The organism is Capilliphycus salinus ALCB114379, assembly GCF_047276495.1.
In the GTDB taxonomy this organism is placed as follows: Bacteria; Cyanobacteriota; Cyanobacteriia; order Cyanobacteriales; family Microcoleaceae; genus Capilliphycus; species Capilliphycus salinus.
In genome coordinates this window covers 5,849,287-5,867,206 of the sequence record NZ_CP178543.1, presented here as the reverse complement: position 1 = coordinate 5,867,206, position 17,920 = coordinate 5,849,287, and the positions used below count along the sequence as shown (strand labels likewise).

Annotated in this window: 11 protein-coding genes; 6 read left to right on the top strand and 5 right to left on the bottom strand. The window is 45.2% G+C overall.

The genetic code is table 11. The features are described 5' to 3' along the window. Positions 1–29: 29 nt before the first annotated feature. The 3 genes from ACL6C3_RS23790 (at position 30) to coaBC (ending at position 2,673) form a co-directional block, all read left to right on the top strand. Entirely contained in the window at positions 30–650 is a 621-nt protein-coding gene (locus ACL6C3_RS23790; RefSeq protein ID WP_413161692.1) for an alpha/beta hydrolase, read from the top strand. An 87-nt stretch (positions 651–737) separates the two neighbouring features. Further along, positions 738–950, top strand: coding sequence for a DUF2555 domain-containing protein (locus tag ACL6C3_RS23785; RefSeq protein ID WP_413161690.1), 213 nt, complete (start codon positions 738–740; stop codon positions 948–950). Between the two features lie 457 nt (positions 951–1,407). Next, positions 1,408–2,673 (top strand): bifunctional phosphopantothenoylcysteine decarboxylase/phosphopantothenate--cysteine ligase CoaBC, encoded by a 1,266-nt coding sequence (coaBC, locus tag ACL6C3_RS23780; RefSeq protein WP_413161688.1) that lies wholly within the window; start codon positions 1,408–1,410, stop codon positions 2,671–2,673. Positions 2,674–3,043: 370 nt separating this feature from the next. On the opposite strand, the gene ACL6C3_RS23775 is transcribed toward coaBC, so the two are convergent. The 5 genes from ACL6C3_RS23775 to nifJ form a co-directional block, all read right to left on the bottom strand. After that, complete coding sequence (locus ACL6C3_RS23775) at positions 3,044–3,163, bottom strand: PEP-CTERM sorting domain-containing protein (protein WP_413161685.1); 120 nt, start codon at positions 3,161–3,163, stop codon at positions 3,044–3,046. Between the two features lie 199 nt (positions 3,164–3,362). Continuing rightward, positions 3,363–4,517, bottom strand: a complete 1,155-nt coding sequence (locus ACL6C3_RS23770) for an RNA-guided endonuclease InsQ/TnpB family protein (protein WP_413168405.1) — start codon at positions 4,515–4,517, stop codon at positions 3,363–3,365. 145 nt (positions 4,518–4,662) lie between these two features. After that, positions 4,663–6,924: a mechanosensitive ion channel domain-containing protein gene (locus tag ACL6C3_RS23765; protein ID WP_413161682.1), complete on the bottom strand. Its 2,262-nt coding sequence runs from the start codon at positions 6,922–6,924 to the stop codon at positions 4,663–4,665. A 616-nt stretch (positions 6,925–7,540) separates the two neighbouring features. Further along, positions 7,541–8,551, bottom strand: a complete 1,011-nt coding sequence (locus tag ACL6C3_RS23760; protein WP_413161680.1) for a dihydroorotate dehydrogenase-like protein — start codon at positions 8,549–8,551, stop codon at positions 7,541–7,543. Between the two features lie 333 nt (positions 8,552–8,884). Continuing rightward, the gene (gene nifJ / locus ACL6C3_RS23755) at positions 8,885–12,499 is read right to left on the bottom strand and encodes a pyruvate:ferredoxin (flavodoxin) oxidoreductase (RefSeq protein WP_413161679.1); all 3,615 of its coding nucleotides are present in this window, start codon (positions 12,497–12,499) and stop codon (positions 8,885–8,887) included. An 896-nt stretch (positions 12,500–13,395) separates the two neighbouring features. On the opposite strand from nifJ, the gene hoxE reads away from it, so the two are divergent. The 3 genes from hoxE (at position 13,396) to hcp (ending at position 17,446) form a co-directional block, all read left to right on the top strand. Beyond that, positions 13,396–13,920 carry a bidirectional hydrogenase complex protein HoxE gene (hoxE, locus tag ACL6C3_RS23750; RefSeq protein WP_413161678.1) on the top strand — a complete coding sequence of 175 codons (525 nt, stop codon included), beginning with the start codon at positions 13,396–13,398 and terminating at the stop codon, positions 13,918–13,920. Positions 13,921–14,150: 230 nt separating this feature from the next. Beyond that, positions 14,151–15,767: an NADH-ubiquinone oxidoreductase-F iron-sulfur binding region domain-containing protein gene (locus ACL6C3_RS23745; RefSeq protein ID WP_413161676.1), complete on the top strand. Its 1,617-nt coding sequence runs from the start codon at positions 14,151–14,153 to the stop codon at positions 15,765–15,767. Between the two features lie 32 nt (positions 15,768–15,799). Next, positions 15,800–17,446 (top strand): hydroxylamine reductase, encoded by a 1,647-nt coding sequence (hcp, locus tag ACL6C3_RS23740; protein ID WP_413161673.1) that lies wholly within the window; start codon positions 15,800–15,802, stop codon positions 17,444–17,446. Positions 17,447–17,920: the final 474 nt, after the last annotated feature.

Sequence of the window (17,920 nt, the reverse complement as noted above, 5' to 3'; positions counted from 1 at the left end):
CCTGAACGCCTAGAGTATAATAACGGTTCATGGACTTAAATACAATTACCATTTCCGCAGAAACCGACAGTCCCGAAGGGTTAATTGTTTTTCTGCACGGTTGGGGCGCCAACGCTGAAGATTTAGCTTCGTTAACGCCGTTGCTGAGGCTACCCCAATATCAGTTTATCTTCCCCGACGGCCCTTTTCCCCATCCCCAAGTTCCTTTAGGACGGGCGTGGTACAGTCTGGAAACTTCTGAATACAAAGGACTTGATGAAAGTCGTCAAAGTCTACAAGACTGGTTAGCTTCTTTGGAAGATTCTACGGGCATTCCTCCGAGTCGGACTATTTTAGGGGGTTTTTCTCAAGGGGGGGCGATGACAATGGATGTGGGGCGAAAATTGGGCTTGGCGGGGTTAATTGTGTTGAGTGGTTATCTGCACTTTTCTCCTGAACCGGTAGAGGATGGTTTACCTCCGATGTTAATTGTACATGGTCGTATGGATCGGGTGGTGCCGTTGAGTGCGGCTATACAAGCAAGAGATCGCTTTCAAGAATTGGGTGCAAATGTACAATATCACGAATTTGATATGGCGCACGAAATTCGTCCAGAAGTCTTAAGTTTAATACGAAGTTTTGTTGTAGAGGTGATGTCGAAATCAACTTAAAAGCTTACACTATAAGCAGGGAGTCTGATGTAAGATTTACCCAAGTAAAGGCTCAAAGCAAATGCGACTTACCGGAGGTGGCTACAGATGGAAACGTTGACTCGATCCTCACCCCAAATTTCTACATTGACTGTAGATGATGTGGCTGAATTAGCCGCACGTTTGGAGACTGATGACTATAATAATCCATTTGAAGGTCTCAATGATTGGCATTTGCTACGAGCGATCGCATTTCAGCGTCCAGAGCTAGTTGAACCTTATCTGTATTTACTCGATATCGAGACTTACGACGAGGCTTAATCGTTTTTAGATAGGCCGAGATTAATGATTTGGGGGTTCACAGTATTGGCTGTAACCCTTTTTCAGTCACTCATTACCAGTCACCAGTCACCAGTTTTGTAGGGGCGGGTTCTCCTTAAATCTATCTTACTCAGAAATATGTTACATAAACCCGCCCCTAACCAGTGAACAGTTTTTCCCGGACTTCTGGGCGGGTTTAGTGAGGTGATCTGCGGGATATGATCAATTTAGAGTGAACCCGCCCCTACAGGAATTCTAGGCGGCTTGGTGCCTAAATCTATCTTACTCAGAAATATGTTACATAAACCCGCCCCTAACCAGTGAACAGTTTTTCCCGGACTTCTGGGCGGGTTTAGTGAGGTGATCTGCGGGATATGATCAATTTAGACTGAACCCGCCCCTACAGGAATTCTGAATTTTTAGAAGTATTTTACCTTTTATTTTGATTAGATAAAAGATGAAACCGGTTTTACCTTTTCCCTTTCAAAAACGAATCTTAATCGCGGTTAGCGGGGGAATTGCGGCTTATAAAATTTGCGAGGTTATTTCTACTTTAGCGAAAGCGGGGGCGGAAGTTCGGGCGATTTTAACGGACTCGGCGCAACAGTTTATTACCCCTTTAACAATAGCGACGCTTTGCCGTCATCAAGTTTATACCGATGCTGATTTTTGGCTACCGACTCACGGGCGTCCGCTGCATATTCAGTTGGGAGAATGGGCGGAATTGTTTGTGATTGCGCCTTTGACTGCTAATAGTTTGGCGAAGATTTCTGTCGGAATGGCGGATAATTTGTTGACAAATACTTTGCTGGCTTCGAGTTGTCCGGTGCTGTTGGTGCCGGCGATGAACCGTCAGATGTGGCAGCAGAGTATTGTTCAACAAAATTGGCAACAGGTTTTAAGTGATGGACGGTTTCACGGTATCGCTCCGGTTGCGGGGGTTCTCGCTTGCGATCTGCCGGCCGAAGAAAGTGAGGGTTGGCAGGTTGGATCGGGGCGCATGGCCGAACCCCGGCAAATTTTGGCTTGTATCGAGTCGTTGGTGCAGACGGGCGGAAAACGCGATTTAGTTGGAAAGGGGGTGTTGGTGAGTGCGGGAGGCACCCGAGAACATCTCGATCCGGTGCGGTTCATTGGCAACCCGTCAACGGGGAAAATGGGGCTGGCTGTTGCTCAGGCGGCTGTCCATCGGGGGGCGAGGGTAACGTTGGTACAGGCGGCGATGTCTGCGGAGTTGCTGGCGCTGTTGCCCGATGAGGTGGAAGTTGTGAGTGTTACCTCTGCTGAACAGATGCGTCGGGCGATGTTAGAACGGTTCGCGCAGGCGGATATTACGGTGATGACGGCGGCGGTGGGAGACGTTCAACCGCTTGATTACTGCGATCGCAAGCTGTCCAAGGCGGATTTACCTACAGTTCTCCCATTAAAGCATTGTGCTGATATTTTAGCAGAATTGGGTAAAATTAAGCAACCCCCTCAATTTTTAGTCGGATTTGCAGCACAAACTGGGGATATTTTAACGCCTGCTTTGGGTAAATTGAAAGCGAAGAATTTGGATGTTATTGTTGCGAATCCTGTGGATAAACCCAATGCGGGGTTTGGCAGTGATACGAATACGGCGACGTTAATTAATCAAGCTGGAAAACAAGTTAATATCGAAGGATGTAGTAAGTTAACTCTTGCTCATCATTTATTTAATTTTTTAGAAACCGTTAAAAAATAGAGGGAACAGTAAACAATTTTGTCGGGGAACTTGGCAATGCGCCCTGTTACCCTCTTATTTAATTTTTTGGAAACGGTTAAAAAATAGAGGGAACAATAAACAATTTTGTAGGGGCGCATGGCAATGCGCCCTGTTACCCTCTTATTTAATTTTCTGAAAACGGTTAAAAAATAGAGGGAACAATAAACAATTTTGTAGGGGCGCATGGCAATGCGCCCTCTTGAAAAGCACCCTATTGCGCCCTCTTATTTAATTTTATGAAAACCGTTAAAAAATAGAGGGAAAAGTAAACAGTAAAGCACTCGGGGAGTATCGCCGAATTTAAAGCTAGGGTTATCCGTCGTTGCAGGAACCCTAGCTTTACAGCTAACTATTTAGCTTGTTTTTTCTGACGAGTCAGACCCGCACCTAAAGTACCAATAGCCAACAAACCGACGATAGAAGCAGGTTCGGGAACTGCTTGAGGAACTCCTTCAAATGTGATAGACAAATCTACAGGGTTTCCATCACCTTCAAAACTTCTCTCTACTCGATAACCCGATCCGGGCGGTATTAAACCTTCAAAAGTAGCAATCTTACCATCAACAGTAAATTCTCCATTGCTGGTAACAGTTCCCCATTCTGCATCGGGACTTAGAATTTCTTGACAACTCCCATCGCGCTCAAGCGAGGGATTCTTCCTTCATCGTTCAACGCCTTGTAAAAGCAGTGCCTTTACTTGGTCTTACTCGAACTCCAGAAGCGGTTGCGAGATGCCCTCCCGCCAAAAGTCGTAAACCTTCTTCTCTGATGTTTATCGCGGCGTTGATGTCTCTGTCATGTTGGGTATTGCAGTCAGAGCAAGTCCATTGCCGAATATCAAGCGGTAAACTTCCAACTTGATTTGAGCAAACATGACAAATCTTTGAACTAGAGAAGAATCTGTCTACTTCGATGTAGACTTTTCCTTCCCATTCCGCTTTGTACTTGAGCATGGTACAAAATTGTCCCCAGCCAGCATCACTAATTGATTTAGCCAGCTTGTGGTTTTTGACCATGTTTTTAACCGCCAGATTTTCCACAACAATGACTTGGTTTTCGTCAACTAATTTACGACTTAGCTTGTGTAGAAAATCTTCCCGACAGCGTGTAATTTTAGCGTGAACCTTGGCAACTTTGATTCGGGCTTCATTTCGGTTTTTAGAACCCTTTTGCTTCCGACTTAGTTGCTTTTGCTTCTTAGCTAATTTATCTTCATATTTCCGGTAATACTTGGGATTACCATGCTTGGTTCCATCAGAAGTAATTGCAAAATGCGATAACCCACAATCAATTCCGACTGCTTTTCCGTCAGAGTTGGTTGTGGGTTTTTCTTTGCCATCATCATACAGGCATGAGGCGTAAAATTGACCCGATGGAGTTAACAAAACTGTTACTGATTTAATTTTCCCCTCTGGAAGTCGAGAGACTTTACAGTAAACTTTTCCTAGTTTCGGCAATTTCAGATAGTCGCCCTGCAATTTAACACTTTGAGGAAATCGAATTGACTGCTTGTTGTGCTTCTTCTTAAAACTGGGATAGCTTGCCCGTTTCTCAAAGAAATTTAAAAACGCACTCGACAAATCCAAGGCGACTTGCTGTAAACATTGAGAGGGTGGTTCACTTAACCACTCATGCTCTTTCTTGAGACCTGGTAAAAGCTTGATGATGTCATTACGACTCAAGCCAAAACCAGTTTCTTTGTACGTTTGGGAGGTTAGATTAAGGGCGTAGTTGTAAAACCAACGAGCAGAACCCATTGACCGGATTAACTGGTCTTTTTGCTCGTTGGTTGGATAGATTCGATACTTGTACGCCTTCAACACAGCTTCTACCAAACTACCGATGTTATGGTATCACACTTTTGGACTGCCATTCATCCCATCACTTTTAGTGATGGGATGAATGGCAGGTCAAGATAAATTTTCACTGGTCACTGGTCACTGGTCACTGGTCACTGTAAACTGCCTTTTAATTGTCGTTGGTTTTAGAGGAACTTTGCAGTTGGGAGTGATGACCATTACTAGGTTGATTGGAACTTTCGTCATCGTGACGCCAAAGAAGACGTTGAGGCATTCCAATGGCAATTCCTTCGCGATCAAAAGCCAACTTAATTCTGAGGCGAAATTCTCGCCCAACCGCCCATTGTTGGATGGGTTGAGTTTTAATCCAAACTTGAATTAAAACACCATTGTGAGTAATGCCATCTACCCCCAAAATTGAGGCAGGTTCTATGATTAAATCTTGCCAGTGGGGTTCACTTCGCATTTCTTCGGCGACTTGATGAATTACTTCTAAAGCCCGTTTGACATCGGCATCGTAAGCAATCTCAATTTTGAAGTCAACCCGTGACCATTCTTTAGTCAAGTTTTGAACAACATCAATATTGCCATTGGGAATAGAAATTAAACGTCCTTCTTCGCCTCGCAGGTGAGTCATGTACAAGTTCATTTTTTCGACAAAACCGGAAACACTTCCGACAACAATCACATCACCCACCGCAAATTGATCGGTTAAAAGAATTAAACAACCGCGAATTACATTGGCAATATGAGGTTGCAAAATATAGGTAACAATCAGGGTAATAACACCCGCACTGGCGAGTCCTTCTGTAGAAAGTCCTAACACCGATAAAGAGAGAATCGTTGCTAATCCGTAAGCAATCACAGATGTTAATTGGGATAAAGCGGCTGAATAGGTTTTTACCCGCATGGTATAGCGTTGAGGAGTCGATGAAGTTTGTTGTGCTTCTGTCGCCCAACGGTTGAGAAGGGAATCAATAAAGAAATCAACAACTTTATCCGCAATACTCAAGAAAATCCAGATTAAAGCGATCCAAATCGGACTTGTAAATAGTATTACTGCATAAACCCGAGTGGGAGGATAGAAAAACAGAAGCGCTACTATTCCAGAAACAAAAACGATGATTTGCACCCAGAACAAAACATTTTCCAGCAACAACATTAAGTTGATTTGCTGTTTTAAAATACTCTGTTGCTTGAGGGAACTTTGAGTGATGTACTGCCAGATTGACTCCATACTTGAGGACACTAACTCAAAAGGAATATCGGCTATATCACCACTACTGTTATAGCGGTTAGAAGAACGTGAAGATGTTATCTCGCTCTGGGTTGAATCCTGATTTTTAGCCGCATTGATTGCTTCTTCTGCTTCGGCAGCTTTGGCGGCTAACTCCTCAGAAGTGGTATCCGGTTCGACGGCGATTGCTTTTTCTAAATCTTCTAACTGTTTGCGAAGTTTACGACGTCTGGCTTTAACTTGCTTTTTAATCCAAAAGAAGAAGAAACTCAGGAGTAAAATCCCCAAGATGGTGACAACAAATATAACGGTGACAAAACCAAACGCATTATCGCCGACAAGTTCTTGTCTTTTCAAAGATTTACTTAACTGTTGTTCGATTCTATATTCCCAAATTCTCGCCAAAACAAATGATTCGGTTTTCTCGTAGGAGAATTCCGGAAAATTATCGGCAATTTGCTGACGCCATTGTTTAATTTTTTCGAGCATTTGAGGATCGCTCGGCACCAACAAATCCTGGTTGGGAATCAGATCCCATTCCCGCACACTCAGCAGGGTTTGCTTTAAAAATCCCTCTTGAGCAGGCAGATAAATAACGGGTATATTATTTTGGAGAGCAACTTCTATTTTAGGGGTTTTGGGATGAAGACTTTCATCGGTATTTTCCGATGGGCGTGTGAGTTGTCTTCCGATGGGAGTGCCTAGACTTTGTTGGAGGATAATCTTTTTGGCCGTACTTTTATTTAATGAGATTCCTTGACCAGATTGATCGGGTTTAGCACGACGTTGGGCTTCTTCTTGTATTAGATTAAGTTGTCGCTGAATTCTTCTGGCTCGCAATTCAACGGGGACACTAATATTGTCTTCAGTTTCGGTTGCGGGGGGTGAAGCAATGGTCAGAACTGGCTCTGTGCTTCCCGTCATCCAGACGCGACTACACAACTGAAGGTTTACACAGTTGAAGGGTTTGTTCAGCGCATTGAAAATGGGTGTCCCGCTATTGCCTGTAGATTCTACAGAAATGGGAATCGGAAATTGTGCTGTGGCTGTCGGTATCCCGGTGACAATTAAAATGAAGGTTAGCAATGACACTGACAAAAACCGCATGGGTTTGCGAAGTCGGCTTTGTAAGTGGCTGCTAATCGCTTCTAGGGTTCGGATGACTCCGATGCGGATGTCCGCTAATTTAAGCATATCTACTTACCTCTCGTTCGCACTTTTTCCATTCTACGCAACAAGTGTAGAAGTGTGAAGGAAATACTGCTAAGGGGAGAGTAGCTTACCCGATCTGGCTTTTTAACATTAGCGATAATTTTTACTCAATTACTCTGTCTAAAGATAGAAAGATAAATAGGGTTTAAATCCGGATGATCACCCCTTTTTTCTAACCTTTGCATTCAGTAAATTTACGGAAGTTCTTAATTGTGAGTCGATGTTACTGATTATGCCATAATGCTAGGGAATAGGGTTCTATCGGTTTAAAGCAAAATTAATACATATTTTTTAAGTGTTGATGCGTTATATTATCTCCGATTAATTAATGCTTGTTATGGGGGTGGGGCGGGTTTATCTCAATCTCTCAGTAGTAGTAAAGATCGTAGGCGTAACCCGCCCCTACACAAATCTTATTGATTAGTGAGATATCATATTACAATTTTGTAGGGGCGGGTTCAACCCAGAAGTCTGTATCTTAGCAATAATTTAGATAAACCCGCCCCACCCCAGCAATAGAATTAATTAACCGCACAGGGTATAAAACCTAATCAAAATTGTTCCCTAGCTGAGAAAGCCAGGGAAACAATCTTTAAGACTAGATTAAACTGCGTTCGGGTTGATAAGAAGTAATGGCTTTCATGTATTGAGCGCGTTCGTAGGCAGATTTATCTTCACAATGGAGTTGACACATAGAACCCTGCATCTGTTTAACGGACTCATATTCATGTTCTTCCATCCAGTGTTTGATCTCTTCTTCCATCACTTTAATGTAGGGAATTCCATGTCGCAATAACGCCGAACAAACGTGAGTTACTTTTGCGCCGGCCATTAACAATTTTATCGCATCTCGACCCCGTTGAATACCGCTGGTTGAAGCCAAATCTGCGTTAATTCGACCGTATAAAATCGCGATCCAGCGCATCGGTAAACGCATATCTTGAGCATGGCTTAAAACCGAACCGGTTTCGGCTTCTAATTCCTCGGGATTAATATCCGGTTGCAAGAAACGATTAAACAAAACTAACCCGTCCGCCCCGGCTTCATCTAACTGTTTTGCCATGTTTGCCATGTTGCTAAAAAACGGACTTAATTTCACCGCAACGGGAATATTAACTTCCGCTTTTACTTCTCGCAAAGTCTCAATATAATTCTGTTCAACTTGCGCCCCGCTCATGTTAAAATCGGTGGGAACGTAGTAAATATTCAGTTCAATGGCATCCGCTCCGGCGTCTTGCATGAGTTTGGCATATTCCACCCAACCGCCCGAAGAAAAGCCGTTTAAACTGGCAATAATTGGGATTTGAACGGCCTGTTTTGCTTGGCGAATATGGTCTAAATACAGTTCGGGACCGACATGAAATTCATCGGGTTCGGGAAAGTAGGTTAACGCTTCTGCAAAGCTTTCGGTACCGTATTCTAAATGATGTTGCAGTTCAAATTTTTCGCGCAGTAATTGTTCTTCAAATAGCGAATGCAGCACCACCGCACCCGCCCCGGCGTCTTCGAGGCGTTTAATATTATCGAGGTCTTCTGATAGGGGTGCCGCAGCAGAAGGAACCAGAGGCGATCGCAAATTTAAGCCTAAGTAAGTTGTCGTTATATCCATTGTTTTTGTTCTCCAAACGTTAGGAAATTGAGGCAGAGTTGGGAGGTTCGATCCCCCCTTCCCCCCTTAGAAAGGGGGGTTTTTTCGTTCTTTTCCTCCTGAGAATGGGTGGGTTTTATCCCCCCTTACCCCCTTAAAAAGTTGGAGGTTTTATCCCCCCTTACCCCCTTAGAAAGTTGGGGGTTTTATCCCCCCTTACCCCCTTAGAAAGTTGGGGGTTTTATCCCCCCTTACCCCCTTAAAAAGGGTGGGGTTTTATCCCCCCTTCCCCCCTTAAAAAGGGTGGGGTTTTATCCCCCCTTCCCCCCTTAAAAAGGGGGGTTTTTTTAAGGGTTAGGCTTCGGAAGTGGGTTTAATTCCTGCGGGGGTTTGCACTTGTTCTTCGTCGTGACCGCTATCAGAATGACCGTTAGTTTCAATCGAACGACTTGCCAAATATTGATACATTTCCCAACGAGTATTAACATCGTTTTGGGCTTCTTGCATCAACCGTTTAGCATCGGCCGGTTTGCTCTTGGTTAACATCTTGAAACGGTTTTCTTGATACATCGAAACATCAACCGGTTTCTTCGGCGATCGCGAATCAAGTTGTAAGGGATTTTTGCCCTGATCTGCCAATTCTGGATGATAACGATACAGCAACCAACGACCGCTTTCAACAATATCTTTTTGATGGTTCATTGCCGTCATCATATTAATCCCGTGAGCAATACAATGGGAGTAGGCAATAATTAACGACGGTCCGTCATAAGCTTCGGCTTCTAAGAAGGCTTTTAACGTGTGTTCATCTCGCGCCCCCATCGCCACACTCGCGACATAAACGTTACCGTAAGTCATCGCCATTAAGCCCAAATCTTTCTTCCCTGCGGGTTTACCTCCTGCGGCAAATTTCGCCACCGCAGCGCGAGGAGTCGCCTTAGAAGATTGACCTCCGGTATTAGAATAAACCTCGGTATCCATCACCAAAATATTGACGTTGCGACCGCTGGAAATCACATGATCTAAACCGCCATAACCAATATCATAAGCCCAACCGTCACCGCCCACAATCCAAACGGATTTTTTCACTAAATAATCGGCCAAACTCACCAATTGTTTCGCGTCAGGATCGTCAACATTTTGTAGGTTTTGTTTAACCTGGGCGACGAGTTCCCGTTGTTCCCAAATATCGGCTTCGGATTTTTGAGGATTATTGAGAATTTTCGAGACTAAATTATCCCCGACTACTCCGCCCAATTTTTGCAACAATTCTCGGGCAAAAGCGGTGTGTTTGTCGATAGAAAGACGGAACCCAAACCCAAATTCGGCGTTATCTTCAAACAAACTATTCGACCAAGCAGGCCCCCGTCCTTCGGCGTTTGTCGTGTAGGGTGTGGTGGGTAAATTTCCGCCGTAAATTGACGAACAACCCGTCGCATTTGCGATCACCATGCGATCGCCAAATAGCTGAGTTGCTAACTTAATATAGGGCGTTTCACCGCATCCCGCACAGGCGCCGGAAAACTCAAATAACGGTTCTTGCCACTGTTGTTGACGAATGCGATCAACGTGCAGTAAACGGCGATCTGGGTTGGGTAAATTGAGGAAGAAATCCCAATTTTCTCGTTCTTGTTCCCGCAGGGGAAGTTGGGGTTCCATATTAATCGCTTTCCGGGATGCCATCGATTTGTTTTTCGCCGGACAAATATCGACACAAATTCCGCATCCGGTACAATCTTCTGGGGCGACTTGAATGGTGAATTTCTGACCGGAATATTCCTTATCTTTGATGTTGGTAGACTTAAAGGTTTCCGGCGCTTTTTCTAATTCTTTTTCCTCGTAAACTTTGCCCCGAATTACCGCATGGGGACAAACCATAATACACTTGCCGCACTGCACGCAAACATCGGGGTCCCAAACGGGAATTTCTTGGGCGACGTTGCGTTTTTCCCATTTCGCAGTTCCGGTTGGATAAGTGCCGTCACAGGGTAAAGCGCTGACGGGTAATTCATCTCCTTTTCCGGCAATAATTGCCCCTTCCACTTCTTTAACAAATGAGGGCGCATTAACAGGAATTGGGGGTAAACGATGGAGATCGCTATTAACTTCGGTAACGTTAACTTCGTGCAGATTTGCTAACGTATTTTCTACGGCTTGAATATTCATGCGAACAATTTCCGCACCTTTTTTACCGTAGGTTTTTTCAATGGTTTTCTTGATTTTTGCGATCGCTTCTTCTCGGGGCAAAACACCCGCCAGGGCAAAGAAACAGGTTTGCATGATGGTATTGATGCGCCGTCCCATGCCGCTTTCTCGGGCGACGGTATCGGCATCAATCACATATAATTTTAGCCCTTTGCGAACGATTTCTTCCTGCATTTCTAGGGGCAATTGACCCCAAACTTCCTCGCGACTGTAGGGACTATTTAACAGGAAGGTTGAACCGTTGGCGGCTGATTTTATAACCTCTAATTTTTCTACAAACGTCCACTGATGACAGCCGATAAAGTTGGCTTGAGAAATCAAATAAGTGGAACGAATGGGGTTCGGACCAAAACGCAGGTGAGACACCGTAACCGCCCCGGATTTTTTGGAGTCATAAACGAAATAACCTTGGGCGTAATTCTCTGTCTCGTCGCCAATAATTTTAATTGAGTTTTTGTTCGCCCCAACGGTACCATCGGAACCCAAACCGTAAAACATCGCCCGAACAACGTTATCGGGTTCGATAGAATATTCGGGATCAAAAGGCAGAGAAGTTAAACTAACATCATCGTTAATTCCAACGGTGAAGTGATTTTTTAGTTTTCCTTGAGCCAGGTGATCGAACACTCCTTTAATCATTGCCGGAGTAAACTCTTTAGAAGATAAACCGTAGCGTCCGCCAATCAGTTTTGGAAGTTGTCCGTCCCAGGCTTCCATAAAAGCGGTAACGACATCTAAATAAAGCGGTTCGCCGCCGGCGCCGGGTTCTTTGGTGCGGTCTAAAACGGCAATACTTTTAACGGTTTTGGGGATGGCTTCGAGGAAATATTGGTTATTCCAGGGGCGATATAACCGCACTTTTAACACCCCAACTTTTTCCCCTTGGGCTGTTAGGAAATCAACGGTTTCGTGAACGGTTTCGCAACCGGAACCCATGAGAATAATTAAACGTTCGGCGTCGGGTGCGCCGTGATATTCAAAGAGTTTGTAATGACGTCCGGTGAGTTCTCCAAATTTGTCCATTGCGTTTTGAACGATCGCCGGACAAGCGCTGTAAAATGAGTTAACCGTTTCTCGGGCTTGGAAGTAGACGTCGGGGTTTTGGGCGGTTCCTCGCAGTACCGGGGCATCGGGAGTCAAGGCCCGGGCGCGATGTTCGTAGACGTATTTATCGTCAACAACCGAACGCAATACCGACTCGTCGAGGGTTTCGATTTTTTGGACTTCGTGGGAGGTGCGGAACCCGTCGAAGAAGTGGACGAAGGGTATCCGAGACTCTAGGGTAGCGGCTTGAGAAATTAGCGCGAAGTCGTGGGCTTCTTGAACGGAGGCGGAACACAACATCGCAAACCCCGTCGCACGGGCGGCCATGACGTCGCTGTGATCGCCAAAAATGGAGAGTCCTTGGGCGGCCAAACTGCGGGCGGCGACGTGGATGACACAGCTTGTCAGTTCACCTGCGATTTTATACATATTGGGGATCATCAGCAATAATCCCTGAGATGCGGTGAAGGTGGTGGTTAGGGAACCCGCTTGTAAGGCCCCGTGAACCGCCCCGGCCGCACCCCCTTCGCTTTGCATTTCCACGACTGAGGGAATGGTTCCCCAGAGGTTGGGTTGGGTTTCGGACATCCAAGCGTCGGCCCATTCTCCCATCGGCGATGAGGGGGTGATGGGGTAAATGGCGATCACTTCGTTGAGGCGGTACGCAACACGGGCGACGGCTTCGTTTCCATCGAGGGTGGCATAGGTTTTTGTGTTCATTTTGATTTCCTCTCAATGTTGCGGTTATCGGGCAATTTACGATAGATAAAAATGACTCGGTTTGATGGGACTCTACTCATCTGTGAGGTTGAGTCTGTTGGGGAAAGACTTTACTTTTGTGTTGTTTAACCCGCAAAAAAATCCATAAAATTTCTCTGTTCACGGCAAGAATTGCTGTGTTTTTTTGTGTTGAGTTCCTCAATTAAACATAAACAGTCGTGAATTCTGGGTTTGCGTTTCTACGGAGGGAGTGGAGAAGAGGAAGTTTAATTTCTCTTAAGTTCTGCACTCAAACCTTTACTCTCCTATCCCGGTTTGAACGCCTGACCCGAGCTTTGCCTTCCTGCCTTTTTTCTGGTGAAAGCTTGATTGTTGGGGACAGTTGGCAAGCGAACACGGGAATCATCTCCTAAAGTCTCCTCTCTTTGATCTTCTAATAGATTCTCGGAAACAGGGTCGAGTCTTAATGTTTTTTAATGGTTTGTGATGCTCTGTTGCTTTTTTCCGACAGAGAAATTGAGGCAAGGATTTGATTTGGGGCGGTTTTCAAAATATTTCTTAATAAACAGCCCGGTGTTTTTGTAAATAAACAATAATTCTACCACTCTGCCCAATCCATTGGGGGTTGGATGTCAATTTAGCAGCAATTCTTAACAGAGTGGCCGGGGAAATTTTAGAATAAATTTAACAATTGCAGACAAATCATTCCGATATACTTACAATTAGAAATTGAATCCTAACTAGAGGTTGGTTAACAAATTTAGATAAACAACGCTCTTGTTGTTTTGAACAAGTTTGAATTTGGTCGTTAGTCGTGAAACTCCCTTCAACGGTGTTGTTAAAGAAACAATGGCATTCGACACCGAAAAGCAACTGAAATTGTTACCCAAAGAACTATGCAATCAACAAAGGCCCCTCCATCGGGGCAAACCCAAGATTCATCAACTCATCCCAGTGGCGATAAGCGCTTTAAAGTATTGGATGTCACCATGAAACGCAGCCAATACCGTCAAGATGCCCTCATCGAAGTGCTACACAAAGCCCAAGAAGCCTTCGGGTATCTCGAAGACGACGTTTTAATGTACATCGCCCGCAACCTGAAACTCCCCCTCAGCAAAGTCTACGGCGTCGCCACCTTTTACCATTTATTTTCCCTCAAACCCGCAGGCCGTCATAACTGCGTCATCTGCATGGGAACCGCCTGTTACGTCAAAGGCGGCGACAAAGTGTTAGCAGCCCTCGAAGAACACACCGGAGTTCATTCGGGAGAAACCACCCCAGACGGTTTAGTTTCCCTCGTTACAGCCCGTTGTGTCGGGGCTTGTGGTATCGCCCCGGTTGTTGTCTACGATGGCAAAATGGCACCCCAACAAACCGCAGAATCTTCTGTCGAAAAAATCAAACAATGGCAAGAAGAATAGGGAACGCCGGATCAGGGAATAGTTTTGTGGCTTCTGCTTCCCCCCTTTTTAAGGGGGGCGAGGGGGGATCAAAACCTGATGACTCAAAGCCTTTTTAAGGGGGGCGAGGGGGGATCAAAACCTGATGACTCAAACTTAAATTCAATCCCGCGTTTCCTCCCGAACTTCCCATAAAAAATAGTTGGGTTTTTAAAGTTTAACCCAAGTTAAATTTGAGAGAAGAGAACACTATGGAACTCAATGAATTATTAGAAGTCGCCGAACAAGAACGTCAATCTTTAAAAAGTATTCGCATTCATTGCTGTACATCTACCGGATGTCAGGCGGCGAATTCTTTAGCTGTTAAAAAAGAAATGGAACAGGCCGTTAAAAAAGCCGGACTCCAAGATAAAGTGGAAGTGGTTGGCGTCGGTTGTATGGGGTTTTGTGGCAAAGGTCCGATTGTTGAAATCGAACCCGAAGGATTACAGTATGAAATTGTTAAACCGGAAGTTGCCGCTTCAATTATTGAGGGTTTAAACGGGGGAGAAGTTAAAGCGACACCGGGCGATCCCAAACATCCATTTTTCAGCCGTCAACTGTTAGTGGTTCGCGAACATAGCGGCAAAATTGACCCCGAAAAAATAGGCGAATATTTAGCAGTTGGCGGCTATCAAGCCCTGCACCACGCCATCTATGAAATGACCCCGGAAGACGTCGTTGCAGAAATCACAAAATCGGGTTTGAGAGGACGGGGCGGCGCCGGTTATCCAACAGGTTTAAAATGGGCAACCGTTGCCAAAATGCCCCCCGGACAAAAGTATGTGATTTGTAATGCAGATGAAGGCGATCCGGGCGCTTTTATGGATCGCAGCGTGTTGGAAAGTGACCCGCACCGAATTTTAGAAGGCATGGCGATCGCAGGCTATGCAGTTGGCGCCAATCAAGGATATATTTATGTTCGGGCGGAATATCCCCTGGCAATTTCTCGTTTACAAAAAGCCATCCAACAGGCCAAACGTCAGGGCATTTTAGGAACTCAAATTTTCGGATCTCCCGTCGATTTTACCGTCGATATTCGGGTTGGTGCGGGTGCGTTTGTTTGCGGGGAAGAAACCGCTTTAATTGCGTCTATTGATGGAAATCGGGGCGTTCCCCGTCCCCGTCCGCCCTATCCGGCTGTGTCTGGTTTGTGGGGAGAACCGACGTTAATTAACAACGTCGAAACTTTCGGAAATATTGCCCCGATTATCCGCAAGGGGGCAGATTGGTTTGCCAGCATCGGCACAGAAAAAAGCAAAGGCACCAAAATTTTCTCTCTAACTGGTAAAATAAGAAATACGGGATTAATTGAAGTCCCGATGGGAATTAGCCTCCGAGAAATTGTAGAGGAAATGGGCGGAGGAGTTCCCGACGGAGAAGTTAAAGCCGTACAAACAGGAGGGCCGTCAGGCGGTTGTATTCCGGTTCATTTGTTGGATACCCCCGTTGATTACGAATCTTTAACTAAGTTGGGTTCGATGATGGGTTCGGGTGGTATGGTGGTGATGGATCAAGGGACCAGCATGGTACAAGTCGCGCAATTTTATATGGATTTTTGCCGCGAAGAAAGTTGCGGAAAATGTATTCCCTGCCGCGCCGGAACCGTGCAAATGTATCAGCTTTTAACGAAACTGATTAAAAAACAAGCCACCGCAGCCGATTTAGAAAAACTCAAAGAATTGTGTGGAATGGTAAAAGCTACAAGTTTGTGCGGGTTGGGACAAACGGCACCGAATCCAATTGTGAGTACCTTGTATTATTTTGAACAGGAATACACCGAATTGTTGGTATCTCGAGAGGTTTCCAATCAGAAGGTTTTGGTTTAGTTAATCCGTTGAAGTTTCAAAGAGAATTAGCCATGTTTTGTGAACAATGCGAACAAACCGCAAGCGGACAAGGTTGCCATCAGTGGGGCGCTTGTGGTAAAAGTCCAGAAGTGAATGCCGTTCAAGATTTACTCGTTTATTGCCTGCGGGGAATTGCCCCGGTTGCGTTAAAAGCGAAGGAATTGGGAATATCAACTCGCGAAATAGATGTGTTTACCTGCGAGTCGTTGTTTTCCACAATGACCAACGTTAACTTTAATAAAAAACGTTTTGGGGAAGCCATTCAACACGCGATTCAATTGCGGGAAAATTTAAAAGCTGAAGTCGCAAAACATGAAGCTTCAGTTGAGTGGTCGGAGGTGAGTTGTTACGAACCCGACTACACCGAAAGTTTGGCACAACAGGGTCAAGATATCGCCCTAAAATTTATCACCCAGTCGAAAACAGACGTTGATATTTTCTCGCTAAAATTAACGGTGCTTTACGGGGTTAAAGGGTTGGCATCCTACAGCTTTCACGCCCAAGAATTGGGTCAGGAAGATGACCGCATTTACCAATTTTGTTATGAAGCCTTAGCCGCTTTAGACCAAAATAACCTCAGTTTAGAAGATTGGGTAAATTTGGCGTTAAAAGTCGGAGAAATCAACTATTTGGCAATGGAATTGTTGGATGCGGGTCACACTCAAACCTACGGTCATCCGACGCCAACGGTTGTTCCGTTAAACCCGAAATTGGGCAAGGCTATTTTAGTGTCGGGACACGACATTAAACAACTCGAAGCGATTCTCAAACAAACCGAAAATACCGGGATTAACGTTTACACGCACGGCGAATTATTACCCGCACACGGTTATCCGCTTTTGAAGCAAAAATATCCCCATTTGTACGGGCATTATGGCACGGCTTGGCAGAATCAAACCAAAGATTTTGCGAAGTTTCCGGGGGCGATTATTGTCACCACAAACTGTTTAATGCCCACCCAAGAAACCTACGAAGATAAACTGTTTACGTTGGGGCCGGTTGGCTATCCGGGAATTAGCTATTTACCGGATACAGAAGACAATACCCCTAACTTTACCGCAGCCATTCAAAAAGCCCTCAGTTTGCCGGGATTTACAGAAGAAAAAGAACCCCGTCAAGTAACAGTAGGTTTTGCCCGAAACAGCGTTTTAAATGTGGCGGATCAGGTGATTTCGGCTGTAAAAGAAGGCAAAATTCGTCATTTCTTCCTGGTTGGCGGTTGCGATGGCGCGAAACCGGATCGGAATTATTACACCGAATTTGTGGAAAAAGTTCCCAAAGATTGCATTGTTTTAACGTTAGCTTGCGGTAAATTCCGCTTCTTCGATAAACAGTTGGGAGAGATTGGAAATCTGCCCCGGTTGATGGATGTTGGACAGTGTAACGATGCCTATTCTGCCATTCAAATTGCGTTGGGATTAGCCCAAGCGTTTGAGATGGATGTGAACGAATTGCCGCTATCGATGATTCTGTCTTGGTACGAACAAAAAGCGGTTGCGGTGTTGTTAACTCTGTTGTATTTGGGAATAAAAGATATTCGCTTGGGGCCGACAATTCCTGCCTTTCTTTCGACCAACGTGTTGAATTTATTATCGGAGAAATACAACCTAAAACCCATTACCACCCCCGATGAAGATTTGGCCGCTTGTTTAGGTTGACCCCCAGATTAAATCCCCCCTTCCCCCCTTAAAAAGGGGGGTTGAAGAAAGCCAATTCTCCCCCGGTCAACCCCCAGATTAAATCCCCCCTTCTGCCTAAAAAAGGGGGTTGGGAGGCAGGGGAGTTAAAGAAAGCCAATTCCCCCCTTTTTAAGGGGGGCGAGGGGGGATCAACACCCATCCAACTCAAACAACAACCCCATCCCGACCCCTGCGGAACCTCCCTCCCTTCGATCCCCCCTTGATCCCCCCCTTAAAAAGGGGGGTGGGGAGGCGGGAGGAAGCCAATTTCCCCCTTAAAAAGGGAGGTTGAAGAAAGCCAATTCCCCTCTTTCTAAGGGAGGTTGAAGAAAGCCAATTTCCCCTTAAAAAAGAGGGTTGAAGAAAGCCAATTTCCCCCGGTCTACCCCCGGATTAAATCCCCCCTTGATCCCCCCTTGGAAATGGGGGTTTGGGGAGACTAATTCCCCCCTT

Bases quoted from the DNA above. Each gene is read 5' to 3' on its own strand.
- hcp (WP_413161673.1), top strand. From the start codon at position 15,800: ATGTTTTGTGAACAATGCGAACAAACCGCAAGCGGACAAGGTTGCCAT.
- ACL6C3_RS23760 (WP_413161680.1), bottom strand. From the start codon at position 8,551: ATGGATATAACGACAACTTACTTAGGCTTAAATTTGCGATCGCCTCTG.
- coaBC (WP_413161688.1), top strand. From the start codon at position 1,408: ATGAAACCGGTTTTACCTTTTCCCTTTCAAAAACGAATCTTAATCGCG.
- ACL6C3_RS23745 (WP_413161676.1), top strand. From the start codon at position 14,151: ATGGAACTCAATGAATTATTAGAAGTCGCCGAACAAGAACGTCAATCT.
- hoxE (WP_413161678.1), top strand. From the start codon at position 13,396: ATGCAATCAACAAAGGCCCCTCCATCGGGGCAAACCCAAGATTCATCA.
- ACL6C3_RS23790 (WP_413161692.1), top strand. From the start codon at position 30: ATGGACTTAAATACAATTACCATTTCCGCAGAAACCGACAGTCCCGAA.
- ACL6C3_RS23785 (WP_413161690.1), top strand. From the start codon at position 738: ATGGAAACGTTGACTCGATCCTCACCCCAAATTTCTACATTGACTGTA.
- nifJ (WP_413161679.1), bottom strand. From the start codon at position 12,499: ATGAACACAAAAACCTATGCCACCCTCGATGGAAACGAAGCCGTCGCC.
- ACL6C3_RS23765 (WP_413161682.1), bottom strand. From the start codon at position 6,924: ATGCTTAAATTAGCGGACATCCGCATCGGAGTCATCCGAACCCTAGAA.